Source organism: Polaromonas sp. P3_B4 (assembly GCF_056402835.1).
In genome coordinates, this window is the sequence record NZ_JBFUGQ010000001.1 from 3,377,083 (window position 1) to 3,389,953 (window position 12,871).

At 62.4% G+C, this 12,871-nt stretch carries 13 protein-coding genes; 3 read left to right on the plus strand and 10 right to left on the minus strand.

Going from position 1 to position 12,871, the window contains the following annotated elements:
• Positions 1–55 precede the first annotated feature (55 nt).
• The 3 genes from AC1DVV_RS16025 to AC1DVV_RS16035 are packed head-to-tail and all read right to left on the minus strand — an operon-like array spanning position 56 to position 2,940.
• Entirely contained in the window at positions 56–1,378 is a 1,323-nt protein-coding gene (locus AC1DVV_RS16025; RefSeq protein WP_477689515.1) for a glutamate-5-semialdehyde dehydrogenase, read from the minus strand.
• 44 nt (positions 1,379–1,422) lie between these two features.
• Positions 1,423–2,508, minus strand: coding sequence for a DNA polymerase III subunit delta (gene holA, locus AC1DVV_RS16030; RefSeq protein ID WP_477689514.1), 1,086 nt, complete (start codon positions 2,506–2,508; stop codon positions 1,423–1,425).
• A 9-nt stretch (positions 2,509–2,517) separates the two neighbouring features.
• Positions 2,518–2,940 (minus strand): Lrp/AsnC family transcriptional regulator, encoded by a 423-nt coding sequence (locus AC1DVV_RS16035; RefSeq protein WP_457281486.1) that lies wholly within the window; start codon positions 2,938–2,940, stop codon positions 2,518–2,520.
• Positions 2,941–3,078: 138 nt separating this feature from the next.
• Between AC1DVV_RS16035 and AC1DVV_RS16040 the strand changes: the two genes are divergently transcribed.
• Entirely contained in the window at positions 3,079–4,167 is a 1,089-nt protein-coding gene (locus tag AC1DVV_RS16040) for an ornithine cyclodeaminase (protein ID WP_457281658.1), read from the plus strand.
• Entirely contained in the window at positions 4,167–5,081 is a 915-nt protein-coding gene (rocF, locus tag AC1DVV_RS16045) for an arginase (protein ID WP_457281487.1), read from the plus strand. Before AC1DVV_RS16040 ends, rocF begins: the two co-directional genes overlap by 1 nt.
• A gap of 13 nt (positions 5,082–5,094) precedes the next feature.
• Here rocF and AC1DVV_RS16050 read toward each other — a convergent pair whose 3' ends face one another.
• The 6 genes from AC1DVV_RS16050 to AC1DVV_RS16075 form a co-directional block, all read right to left on the minus strand.
• Positions 5,095–5,601, minus strand: coding sequence for an LPS-assembly lipoprotein LptE (locus AC1DVV_RS16050; RefSeq protein WP_457281488.1), 507 nt, complete (start codon positions 5,599–5,601; stop codon positions 5,095–5,097).
• A 37-nt stretch (positions 5,602–5,638) separates the two neighbouring features.
• Complete coding sequence (gene leuS, locus AC1DVV_RS16055; protein ID WP_457281489.1) at positions 5,639–8,281, minus strand: leucine--tRNA ligase; 2,643 nt, start codon at positions 8,279–8,281, stop codon at positions 5,639–5,641.
• Between the two features lie 125 nt (positions 8,282–8,406).
• Positions 8,407–8,853 carry an ExbD/TolR family protein gene (locus tag AC1DVV_RS16060; protein WP_457281490.1) on the minus strand — a complete coding sequence of 149 codons (447 nt, stop codon included), beginning with the start codon at positions 8,851–8,853 and terminating at the stop codon, positions 8,407–8,409.
• Positions 8,854–8,959: 106 nt separating this feature from the next.
• Positions 8,960–9,610, minus strand: a complete 651-nt coding sequence (locus tag AC1DVV_RS16065) for a MotA/TolQ/ExbB proton channel family protein (RefSeq protein WP_457281491.1) — start codon at positions 9,608–9,610, stop codon at positions 8,960–8,962.
• 40 nt (positions 9,611–9,650) lie between these two features.
• Positions 9,651–10,493, minus strand: coding sequence for a 4-hydroxy-tetrahydrodipicolinate reductase (dapB, locus tag AC1DVV_RS16070; protein ID WP_477666439.1), 843 nt, complete (start codon positions 10,491–10,493; stop codon positions 9,651–9,653).
• Complete coding sequence (locus AC1DVV_RS16075) at positions 10,490–11,065, minus strand: outer membrane protein assembly factor BamE (protein WP_457281493.1); 576 nt, start codon at positions 11,063–11,065, stop codon at positions 10,490–10,492. The genes dapB and AC1DVV_RS16075 overlap by 4 nt, the downstream gene beginning before the upstream one ends.
• A 127-nt stretch (positions 11,066–11,192) precedes the next feature.
• Between AC1DVV_RS16075 and fur the strand changes: the two genes are divergently transcribed.
• Entirely contained in the window at positions 11,193–11,645 is a 453-nt protein-coding gene (gene fur / locus AC1DVV_RS16080; RefSeq protein ID WP_457281494.1) for a ferric iron uptake transcriptional regulator, read from the plus strand.
• 231 nt (positions 11,646–11,876) lie between these two features.
• Here the strand turns inward: fur and hprK are convergent, their stop codons facing one another.
• Complete coding sequence (gene hprK, locus AC1DVV_RS16085; RefSeq protein WP_457281495.1) at positions 11,877–12,827, minus strand: HPr(Ser) kinase/phosphatase; 951 nt, start codon at positions 12,825–12,827, stop codon at positions 11,877–11,879.
• Positions 12,828–12,871: the final 44 nt, after the last annotated feature.

Sequence of the window (12,871 nt, forward strand, 5' to 3'; positions counted from 1 at the left end):
AATGGGCGGCGCGTAAGTATCATGAATACAGATTCCTATTTGTCAGGTTAACGAATCAGGTCCTGACTTCGCCCTGCCCCAGTACCACGTACTTAAGGGAAGTGAGCCCCTCAATCCCGACCGGCCCGCGCGCATGGAATTTGTCGGTGCTGATGCCAATTTCGGCACCCAGCCCAAACTCGAATCCATCGGCGAAGCGGGTGCTCGCATTCACCATGACGCTGGCCGAATCCACCTCGCGCAAAAAGCGCTGGGCATTGATGTGGTCGCGCGTGAGAATAGCGTCGGTGTGGTGGCTGGAGTACTGGTTGATGTGGGCGATTGCTTCATCAATGCCCGCCACCACCTTGATGCTGATGATGGGCGCGAGGTACTCCTCGTACCAGTCCTGCTCAGTGGCAGCTTTGAGGTTGGCGCCTTTAATGCTAGCCAGAATGGCCTGCGATTCGGCATCGCAGCGCATTTCAACGCCCTTGGCGGCGTAGATGGCGCCGATTTTGGGCAGAAACTGCGCCGCCACGCCGCGCGCGACCAGCAAACCTTCGCTGGCATTGCAGGGGCTGTATTTTTGGGTTTTGGCGTTGTCGGCCACTTTCACCGCCATCTCGATGTCGCAAGGGTCGTCGACATACACATGGCAGTTGCCGTCCAGATGCTTGATGACCGGCACCTTGGCATCGCGGCTGATGCGCTCGATCAAACCTTTGCCGCCGCGCGGGATGATCACGTCCACATACTGCGGCATGGCGATCAAATGGCCCACGGCTTCGCGGTCAGTGGTGGGCACCAGCTGCACGGCATCGGCGGGCAGGCCGGCGGCCACCAGCGCCTGCTGCACCAGCGCAGCCAGCGCCTTGTTCGATTCAATCGCTTCGGAGCCGCCGCGCAAAATACAGGCGTTGCCGCTCTTGATCGCCAGTGACGCGGCTTCAATCGTCACATTGGGACGGCTCTCGTAAATCATGCCGAACACGCCAATCGGTACGCGCATCTGCCCCACGCGAATCCCGCTGGGCTGCTCCTTCATGCCGATGATGTCGCCAATCACGTCGGGCATCACAGCCAATTGCTCGCAGCCAACCGCCACGGTCTCGATGATTTTGGGGGTGAGCTTGAGGCGGTCCAGCATGGGCCCGGCCAGGCCAGAGGCCGTGGCGCGCTCGATATCGCGCTGGTTGGCGGCTTCCAGCGCCGCCAGGTTCTGACGCAGCAGGGCGGCCAGATTCAGGAGTGCTCTGTTTTTTATAGCTGCTTGCGCGCGTGCTACCTGGGCTGAAGCCACTTTTGCCTTGGATCCGAGCGCTTCCATCAGACCAGGGACATCGCCGGCGAGGTCGCTGGAAGAAGAAAGGGCTTTGTGGGAGTCAGGCGCGTTCATCGCACCATTTTAGGCTTCTCAACGCGCGCCTGGGTGCGCGGGGACTATGCCTGCCTGGGGCGGCCCTGCCCCTGCATGGCGCATTGCTCACACACCATACCGGCCAGCCGGTGCAACGCCTGCCAGCCATCTGCAGGCCAGTCGGGTTGCTTTAGGCCTTTGACAATGCCGTCAACCTTGTGTGCAGCGTGCAGCAGATTTGACAACGTGGTGTCGCCGATTTGCGGCAGCACGCGTTCAAACAACTTTTCCTTGACGCCCCAGACGCGGTTTTCGCGCAGCGCCATCGGCATGGGGCGCCCTGCTTGGATAGCGTCTTTCACGCGCTTCATGCTGCGAATGTCTTCGCTGAGCGCCCAGTGCACCAGCACTTCGGACTCCCCCTCGGACTGCAGGCCGTCGAGCATGCGCGCCACACGCACGGACTGGCCGCCCAGCACGGCCTCGGAGAGCTTGAACACGTCGTAGCGCGCCACATTGAGCACGGCGTTTTCCACCTGCTCAAAGCTCAGGGCGCTGTCGGGTTGGGCCGGGTACAGCAGTCCCAGCTTCTGGATCTCCTGGTGCGCGGCCAGCAGGTTGCCTTCCACCCGGTCGGCAAAAAACTGCAGCGTGCGCTGGCCTTCTTCGCCGGCGGCCACGCGCTGGCCTTGTTGCTGCAGGCGCTGGGCGATCCACTGCGGCAGGCTGCGGCGGTCTATCGGGTCGAATTTGACGGTGACGCCGAAGCTTTCGAGCGCGCCGAACCAAGCGCCCTTGGCCGTCATGCTGTCCAGCCGCGGCAGCATGACCAAGGTGAGCGTGGAGTCGTCGCCCTGCGCGCGTTCGGCGATCTGCTGCAGCGCGACGGAGCCATCTTTGCCGGGTTTGCCGCTGGGGATGCGGATCTCGACGATCTGCTTGTCGGCAAAAAGGCTGAGCGAACCGCCGCTGGCCAGCACCTCGCTCCAGTCGAAATGCGCACCGGCCACGGTGTGCACCGTGCGCTCGGTGTAGCCCTGCTCGCGTGCCGAAGCGCGCAGCGCGTCGGCGAACTCCTGCACCAGGAGGGGCTCGTCGCCGTGCAGGGTGTACAGGCTTTTCAAGCCGCGCTTGAGGTGTTCCTGGAGTTGGGCGGGGGCCAGATTCATGAGGGGAGTTTAAAGCTTGGTGGTCGACAGTAGCAGGCTGGTCTCGGTGTTGGCAATGCCTTCGAGCAGGCGGATACGGCTCAGCACTCGGTCAAAGGCCTCCAGGGTGTCGGCCTGCAACTCGGCCACCATGTCCCAGCGGCCGTTGGTGGTGTGCAGGGCGCTCACGGCCGGATCGCCGCGCAGGGCGGCCAGCACCGCGTCCGTGCGGTTGCCTTCGACGGCCACGGTCATGAAGGCGCGGATGCGGTGGCCCTCGGCCTGGGGTTTGAGGCGGACGGTGTAGCCGGTGATGGTGCCGTCGGCCTCCAATTTGGCCAGCCGGTTTTGCACCGTGCCGCGCGAGACGCGCAAAACCTTGGCGATGGAGGCGACCGAGGCTCGGGCGTCGTCCCGCAACAGGGAAAGGAGTTGGCGGTCGGTGTCGTCCATGGCGTCATTTTATTGTCGAATCGCCAATTTAGTCTGTTGATTTGCTCAACTAAGCCATTAATTTGATCAACTTACTGACTTTTATTTGGCACAGCCCCTGCGGACAATGGAAAACAACACAAGACCGGGAGCCCCATGATGGTTGACTACATTGGCATTGAAAGCATTCAGAAAATCGTGCGCCAGCGCGGCGCCGCCGCCTTTATTGAAGGCCTGGCCGGCGAAATAGAGCACGACTACCGGCGCTGGAACGACTTTGACAAGTCGGCGCGCCACGCCATCCACTCCCCCGACGGTGTGATTGAGCTCATGCCCACCAGCGACGGGCACCAGTACTCCTTCAAATACGTCAACGGCCATCCCAAAAACACCGAACTGGGTTTGCTGACTGTGACCGCCTTCGGCGTACTGGCTGATGTGGACACCGGCTACCCCTTGCTGCTGTCAGAGCTCACCATCACCACCGCATTGCGCACGGCAGCCATGTCGGCACTGGCCGCCAAGTGGATGGCCCGGCCCGGGAGCCGCGTGATGGCGATCATCGGCAACGGCGCGCAAAGCGACTTCCAGGCGATCGCCTTTCACCACATGCTGGGTATACGCGAGATGCGCCTGTTTGACATTGACGCGGCCGCCAGCGATAAACTGGCCCGTAACCTGCATGCGATGGGGCTGCAGGGCCTGAGCGTGACGATTTGCCAGTCCGCCGACCAAGCCGTGCAAGGAGCCGACATCGTGACCACCATCACTGCCGACAAACGCAACGCCGTCATCCTGACGCCGGAGATGATCCGGCCCGGCATGCACCTGAACGCCGTGGGCGGTGACTGCCCGGGCAAGACCGAGCTGCACGCCGACATCCTGCTGCGCAAAGATGCGCGTGTGGTGGTCGAGTTTGAACCTCAGTCGCGCATTGAGGGTGAGATCCAGCAAATGCCGGAAGACTTCAAGGTGGCGGAATTTGCCGATGTGCTCAAGGGCACTGCCCAAGGCCGCGCGTCGCCGGAAGAAGTCACCATTTTTGATTCGGTCGGTTTTGCGCTGGAGGACTATTCCGCCCTGCGCTATCTGCACAAGCTGCAACTGGCCGACGCCGCCAACCGCCGCCAGATCGACCTGGTGCCTCATCTTGACGACCCCAAAAACCTGTTCGGCCTGCTGGCATCTGCCACAGCGCCGACCGTCAAGGCGCCCCGCATTTCCCCCATCCCTGAAATGGCACGTTGATGACCAAGTCTGTTGACCTGATTGGCGCTCCCACCGACATCGGCGCGGGCAGCCGCGGCGCCTCCATGGGCCCCGAAGCCTTGCGCGTGGCGGGCATCCGCGAAGCGCTGCACGGGCGCGGGCTCGAAGTGTTCGACACCGGCAACCTGGCCGGCCCCACCAACCCATGGCTGCCGCCCGAGGAGGGCTACCGGCACCTGGACGAGGTGGTCGCCTGGAACAAGGCGGTGCACGAAGCGATGTACCAAAGCCTGGCGGACGGCCACCTGCCCATCCTGCTGGGCGGCGACCACTGCCTGGGGATTGGCTCGATCAGCGCGGTGGCGCGCCACTGCCGCGATACCGGCAAGACCTTGCGCGTGCTCTGGCTGGACGCACACACCGACTTCAACACCAACGCGCTCACGCCCACCGGCAATGTGCACGGCATGCCGGTGGCGGTGCTGTGCGGCCACGGCCCGGCAGCGCTCACCAGCATCGGCGGCTCGGTGCCTGCCATGAGCGCCAAGGCGATACGGCAAATCGGCATCCGCAGTGTGGACGAGGGCGAAAAGCGCTTTGTGCGGCAAGAGGGCCTGGAGGTGTTCGACATGCGCTACATCGACGAGATGGGCATGCGCCACACCATGGAAAAAGCGCTCTCGGGCATGGACGCCCATACCCACCTGCATGTGAGCTTTGACGTGGACTTCCTCGACCCGTCGATCGCACCAGGTGTGGACACCGCCATCAAAGGCGGCCCCACCTACCGGGAGGCGCAGCTCTGCATGGAAATGATTGCCGACACAGGCCTGCTCGGCTCACTCGACGTGATGGAGCTCAACCCGGCGCTGGATGTGCGCAACGGCACGGCCGAAGTGGCTGTGGATCTCATCGAGAGTTTATTTGGCAAAAGTACGCTGATGCGGGCCTGATGGGTTAGGGGCTTTAGAGTTCCGTCACCGCCGCCAGGCGGCGCATGATCTGCTGGACGACATCGCTTTGCATATCGCGGTACAGCAGGGCTTCTTCGGCCTCCTTTGCCAATACCGCGGACTCATTGAAGCTGATGTCGCGCTGCTGCATGATTTCAGTGTCGGGGATGAGTTCCTTGCCGGCCAGGGTACGCAGCTTGAAGCGAAAACGCAGGCGCAGCTGAAACTCGCGTACCTGGCCCGAAGCATTGCGGCTCAGGATAACTTTTTCGCGCTGATCGCCCAGTGCATCGAGGACGACTTGTGCCTCATTGATCCTGCGGCCATCCGTGATCACCTCCACTTTGCGGGTCGCCTGCAGCGAACGCCTGAGTTCCACGCCCAGCGGTGAGGTTTCAGCCAGGCCCGAATAGAGTGTGGTGAAGGCAAAGGTGGGGGCCTTGCGCAGCGCGAAGCCGCATCCGCTCAGGCTCAGGGCGGCAACAGAAGCCGACAGGAAAAAGAATGTGCGACGCTGCATGGGCTGCCTTCTTTGGGTTGATGCGGTCTCAAATGACTCAGATGACGATGTTGACCAGCCGGCCTGGCACCACGATCACCTTCTTGGCGGGCGCACCTGCGGCCTGTTTGACGAATGCCTCGGATGCCAGCGCAGCCGCTTCAATCGCAGCCTTGTCGGCACCGGCGGGAACGGTGACGGAACCGCGCAGCTTGCCGTTGATCTGCAACACCAGCTCGATCTCGTCCTGCTGAAGAGCGGCTGCGTCAACTTCGGGCCAGGGGGCGTCGAGCAGTTCACCGTGCCGCGCCGCGTAGCCGAGCTGTGACCAGAGCGCATGCGCCAGATGCGGCGTGGCCGGGTAGAGGCAGCGCAGCAGGATGCTGAAGCCTTCGCGCAGCGCAGCGTTTGCACCTGCAGACGAGGCACCTTTAAAGTCCTCCATCGCGTTCAGCAACTTCATGTTGCCCGACACCACCGTGTTGTACTGCATGCGCTGGTAGTCGTAGTCAATCTGTTTGAGCACTGTGTGAATTTCCAGGCGCAGCGCTTTGGTTTCCTTGTCAAAAGAGGCTGTAGCACCCGATGGCTCTGCGCCCTCAGCTCCTGAATTCATAGCATGGAGCTTGACGCCGAAGTTCCAGACACGGCGCAGGAAGCGGTAGGAGCCTTCGAGCGCCGCATCGTTCCACTCCAGCGTGGTGTCGGGCGGCGCGGTGAACATGGTGTAGAGCCGGGCGGTGTCCGCGCCGTACTTTTCGATCAGGTCCTGCGGGTCGACGCCGTTGTTCTTGGACTTGGACATCGTGGTCCAGCCCTCGTAAGGCACCGGCAAGCCGTCGGCCCTGGAAGTGGCGGAGATCACCTTGGCGTGCTCGTCGCGCACGATATCGAGCTCGTGCGCCCAGAAATACTGCTTGCCGGTGGTCACGCGCGAGAAGGCCTCGTTGAGCACCATGCCCTGCGTGAGCAGCTTGGTGAAAGGCTCGTCGACCTTCACCAGGCCCAGGTCACGCATCACCTTGGTCCAGAAACGGGCGTAAAGCAAATGCAGGATGGCGTGCTCGATACCGCCGATGTACTGGTCCATCGGCATCCAGTAGTTGGCGCCTTCGGCCACCATCTTGTCGCCGTTCTTCGGGTCGCAGTAGCGCATGAAGTACCAGGACGAGTCGACAAAGGTGTCCATGGTGTCGGTCTCGCGGCGGCCGGGCTTGCCGCAGACGGGGCAGACCACGCCGGCATGAAAGCCCGCGTGCTTGTGCAGTGGGTTGCCCGAGCCGTCGGGCACGCAGTCTTGCGGCAAGACCACGGGCAGGTCTTTTTCAGGCACCGGCACGGCGCCGTGCTCTTCGCAGTGGATGATGGGAATGGGCGTGCCCCAATAGCGCTGGCGGCTCACGCCCCAGTCGCGCAGGCGCCAGGTGGTTTTCTTCTCGCCCAGGCCTTTGGCCGCCAGGTCGGCGGCCACGGCGTCTACCGCAGCTTTGAAATGGAGTCCGTCGTATTTGCCGGAATTGATGGTCACGCCCAGCTGCTTGTCGCCATACCAGTCGGCCCAGGCGTCCAGGCTGTAGGCCTGGCCCTTGACGTCGACCACCTGCTTGATCGGCAGTTTGTATTTTTTGGCGAACTCGAAATCGCGCTCGTCATGTGCGGGCACGCCCATCACGGCGCCGTCGCCGTAGCTCATGAGCACGTAGTTGCCGACCCAGACTTCCACCTTGTCGCCAGTGAGCGGATGCGTGACGAAGAGGCCGGTGGGCGCGCCTTTTTTCTCTTGCGTGGCCAGCTCGGCTTCGGTCGTGCCGCCGGCCTTGCATTCTTCAATGAAGGCGGCGATTTTTGGATTGGACACGGCGGCGTGCTGCGCCAGCGGGTGCTCCGGCGCCACGGCGCAGAAGGTCACGCCCATGATGGTGTCGGCGCGCGTGGTGAAGACATACATCTTCCCCTCGCCGATCAGCTTGCCGAAGGCGTCCTGGATGTCGTGCGTGAACGCAAAGCGCACGCCTTCGCTCTTGCCGATCCAGTTTTCCTGCATCAGCTTGACGCGCTCGGGCCAGCCGGGCAATTTGTTGCTGACGCTGTCGAGCAGTTCGTCGGCGTACTGGGTGATCTTGAGGTAGTAGCCCGGGATCTCGCGCTTTTCCACCACGGCGCCGGTGCGCCAGCCCTTGCCGTCGATCACCTGCTCATTGGCCAGCACAGTCTGGTCGACCGGGTCCCAGTTCACGACCTGGGTCTTGCGGTAGGCAATGCCTTTTTCCAACATCTTCAGAAAGAGCCACTGGTTCCACTTGTAGTAGCTCGCGTCGCAGGTGGCAACTTCGCGGCTCCAGTCGATGGCCAGCCCCATCGCCTGCATCTGCTTTTTCATGTAGGCGATGTTGTCGTAGGTCCACTGCGCCGGCGGCACGCCGTTCTTCATGGCGGCGTTTTCGGCCGGCAGGCCGAAGGCGTCCCAGCCCATGGGCATCAAGACGTTGTAGCCCTTCATGCGCAGGTGGCGCGTGAGCATGTCGTTGATGGTGTAGTTGCGCACGTGGCCCATGTGCAGCTTGCCGCTGGGGTAGGGCAGCATGGAGCAGGCGTAGTACTTCTTGCGGCTGGCGTCTTCCGTCACGCGGTAGGCGTCGGCTGCGGTCCAGTGGGCTTGAGCGTCGCGCTCAACGTCGAGGTGGTTGTATTTGTCTTGCATGGAGAACCGGAAAGGCGAAAACGGGATAACAAAATGGAGGCCGTGAAAGGCTCCGGCCCCGCCATACGGGGCCACGCGGCCAAAGGGCGATCCCCGATTTTAGATGCTGGGCGGCTCTGCGCAGGTTACCGGGCCGCCGCAGGGCCGGCAGCCGCGGACGGAACAGGATCTGCCACAAAGCCGATGCGGTTGAGCCCGGCTTTTTGCGCCACGCCCATGACTTCCACGACTTTCCCGTAAGGCACGGCTTCGTCCGCGCGCAACTGCACTTCGGTGTCGGGATTCTGGCCGGCAGTTTCCGCCAACCGGCGGGCAAGTTCATCCAGGCCCAAGGGCTTGTCATTCAGGAAAGCCTGGCCGGCCCTGTCGACCACCAGCGTGACGAATTTCGGCGCATCTGCCGGCTTGGCCGCCTCGGTTTTTGGCAGGTCGAGCCGGATGGTGCTGGCCAGCAGCGGAGCTGTAATGATGAAAATGACCACCAGCACCAGCATCACGTCGACCAGCGGCGTGACGTTGATGTCACTCATGGGCTGCGGGCCCTGGGTACGTTCGAGGCGGCCGAAACTCATGAGCCCCCACGCTTTTCACTTCGTGGGCCTGCGGCGGTACGCTGCCCCTTTCCCCAAATTTTGGGGCCATTTTTTCCAGGGGCGGCCCGTCGAAAAAATGTGCTTTTCATTTTGATGACGCTGTTGATAAAAACAGTTCGCGCAAATCGCGTGCAAAGCCTTCGAGGTCGGCCTCGATACGGCCGACGCGACGGCCGAAAATGTTGTACGCCAGCACGGCTGGAATCGCTACCGCCAGGCCTGCCGCCGTCATGATGAGCGCTTCGCCGACGGGGCCGGAGACTTTGTCGATGGTGATCTGGCCGGCTGAAGCGATGCCGACAAGTGCGTGGTAGATGCCCCAGACCGTACCCAGCAGCCCCACAAAGGGAGCCGTAGAACCGACGGTAGCCAGCAGCACCTGACCGAACTGCAGCTTGTCCAGGATGTCATGAAGGGCGTCGCGCAACACGCGGGTGAGTTGCTGGGACTTGTCGCCCGCCGACGCCAGCGTACCGCCGGCCTGGATGTCCGTGGCAACAATGAGAGGCAACACCAGCGCCTCGCGGTCGAAGGCGGCAACTTTCTCCCGGGCTTGTTCTACAGAGGTCGACTGCCAGAAAGCAGCGGTACTGCGTGCCACGTCTTTGGCGGCACGCTGAAGCAGCCAGGCCTTCCACAGGATCACGACCCAACTCGCGACCGACATGGCCAGCAACAAGGCCGCCACCAGCTGGCTGACGATGCCGCCCTGGGTCATCAGGCTGAAGAAGTCCATCAGGTTAAAACCTCCGAAACTGCCGTGGCCGGCACCGCATTCATTTTTTCAGGCCCAGTACGTCAAACATGTCAAAAAGGCCGGTGGCGTGCGAATCGAGGAAGCGCGCGGCACGCAAGCTGCCCTGGGCATAGTTGGCCCTGCTGGATGACTTGTGGGAAATTTCGATACGCTCGCCGGTGCCCAAAAACATCACGGTGTGGTCACCCACCACGTCGCCGCCACGCACGGCCGCAAAACCGATGGTCGACGGGTCGCGCTCGCCCGTCACGCCTTCGCGGGCATAGACGGCGCAATCCTTGAGGTCGCGACCCAGCGCACCGGCAATCACTTCACCCATCTTGAGTGCGGTGCCGGATGGGGCATCCACCTTGTGGCGGTGGTGCGCCTCGACGATTTCGATGTCATAGCCGGTAGACAGGGCCTGAGCCGCCATCTCGAGCAGCTTGAGCGTGACGTTGACGCCTACGCTCATGTTCGGAGCCATGACGATGGCGATGTCTTTGGCCGCCGCGGCTATTTCGGTTTTCTGCGCATCGGAAAAACCGGTGGTGCCGATCACCAGCTTGACACCCAGCTCGCGGCAAGCCGCCAGATGGGCCAGCGTGCCTTCGGGACGCGTGAAATCAATCAGCACGCCGGAATCTTTCAGGCCCTGCCGAAGATCGGCATTGATCAGGACGCCGCTCATGCGTCCCGAAAAGGCGGCGGCATCGCTGCCGATGGCGGGACTGGAAGCCACATCAAGCGCACCGGTCAGCTGGCAGTCGGCACTGGCGCCGACGGCCTCAATCAGCATCTGGCCCATGCGGCCGCTGGCGCCCGCCACCGCGACCCGGTGCCGTCTGGCCTGGGTCGCCTGGATTGAGCCGGCCCCGCTCACTGTTTCGGGCTTTCGAGCGGCGGATAGGAGGCAGACGGAGAGCCCGCCGGCGTACTGGTGGGCGCCGAAGTGGCTGCCGCCGGATTGGCTTTGACCTTTGTGGAAGCCTTGGTGAGCTGCTCTTCGGTGGCTTCCAGCACGGGCACATCGCCCAGTTTGCGTCGGTTGCCCAGTTTGGCAATGAATTCAGTTTCGCTCGGCATGGCGTCGCCTTCAAAGCGCTCCAGCTGGTCACCCTTGAAAAACACGGTGTATTTGTACGACTGGGGCTCCACGCCCTGGCGCTTCAGCGTAAAGACGTAGTCCCAGCGGTCGCCATGAAACAGGCTGGCCATCAGGGGCGTTCCCATGATGGCCTTGACCTGTTCACGCGTCATGCCGGGGCGAAGCAGCTCAACCTGCTCCCTGGAGACAAAATTGCCCTGAATGACGTCCACCTTGTAGGGCGTGACCCAGTTGACCGGGTTGATCGAACTGCTGCTCATGTTGCTCAGGCTGCTGCAGGACGCCAGCACCGTGCAGGCCAGGAGCAGGAAAGCGGTTTTGGCGCTGTAACGATGATTTGCAGGCATGGCTGACATAGTGAGGGGGTGTAGCGATATGATCGTTCATTGTAGCGGCTGGGGGCCCCCGGCCGGCACCTGCCCAGAAGGGTCGCACCACCGCTTTACACAGCGGTTTCACCCAGAGAGTTTTCCCATGAGCAACATCGACGAACTGAAAAACACCGGCCTCAAGGCAACCCTGCCACGCCTGAAAATCCTGGAGATCTTCCAGGCGGGCAAACAGCGCCACATGACAGCCGAAGATGTGTTCCGGGTGCTGCTGGAAGACCGCTCGGACATCGGCCTGGCCACGGTCTACCGGGTGCTGACCCAGTTCGAGCAGGCCGGACTGCTGAACCGCAGCAATTTCGAATCAGGCAAAGCGGTCTATGAGATCAACGAAGGCCAGCACCATGACCACCTGGTCTGCCTCGATTGCGGCAAAGTCGAGGAGTTTTACGACGCCGAGATTGAAAAACGCCAGAATGCCGTCGCCAAAGCCAAAGGCTTCACCATCGCCGACCATTCGCTGTCGATCTACGCCAACTGCACCAAGGACAAGTGCCCCAACCGCAACGGCGCGCCGGTACGGCATCATCACGCCTGAGTTTTGAGAAAAAAGGGCCTGAAACCCTTTGCTCACTTGCGCAAGCAGCTACTAATTTGATAGCAATCTAGAAATCCACCGCGTAGAAGGTGTGAAGAAACCGTAGCGAGCGGTCCGAGGTCGCGAGGATTCTGTTCCAGCAGGGGCCGCGGAACCGGCTTTGCCGGGCCGCAGGCGCAGCGGCCCCCTCGGGGGGCAGGGAGCTACACGCAGTGAGCGACCGTGGGGGCCCTAGTCATCCTGTTCCATGGCGCGGCGGTGCCGCTCCACGAAATCCTGGTAGGTATTGATGCCGCGCAGCTGCAGGATCGCATTGCGCACGGCGGCCTCGACCAGCACGGCGATATTACGGCCGGCTTCCACCTGGATGATGACCTTGCGCACCGGGATGCCCAGCACGTCCTGCGTCAGCGGCTCATACGGAATGCGTTCGTAATCGCGCTCCAGCGTCTCGCGGCGCACCAGGTGCACGATCATTTTCAGGCGCATCTTGCGGCGCACCGCCGTCTCGCCAAAAATGGCCTTGATGTCGAGCAGGCCGATGCCGCGTACTTCCAGCAGGTTTTGCAGCAGTTCCGGGCAGCGTCCTTCAATCGTGGTCTGGTTGATCCGGTACAGGTCTACCGCATCGTCGGCCACCAGGCCGTGTCCGCGCGAAATCAGTTCCAGCCCCAGTTCGCTTTTACCCAGTCCGGATTCACCGGTGATCATGACGCCCAGGCCCAGGATGTCCATGAACACGCCATGCATGGAAGTGCGGTCGGCAAAATGCTTGGACAGGTAGGCCCTGAGCACGTCAATCACGAAAGCAGCCGACTCGGGCGTAGCGAACATCGGCAACTGGGCGCGTTCGCACATGGACAGCAGCGTGTCCGGCGCAGTCTGGCCGTCGGCGACGATCAGCACCGGCGGCTCCAGCGTGATGATGCGGGAAATGCGCCGGGCGCAGTCTTCGGGGCTGGCATTCGTGAGGTAAGCAACCTCGCGTTCGCCCAGGATCTGCACGCGGTAGGGATGAATGTAGTTGAGGTAACCGACCAGGTCAGCACCGGAGCGTGCAGCCCGCACGGCCACTTCGTCAAAACGCCGCTCGGAGGCCCCGAGGCCGGCAACCCATTCCCATTTCAGGGCGGCGCGGTGGTCTTCAAATAAAACGTCAGCGCTGACAACGGTGGGCTTCATGCGGCCTTGTACTTTTCCTGTTCAAGACCCTGCCGGGCCGGACA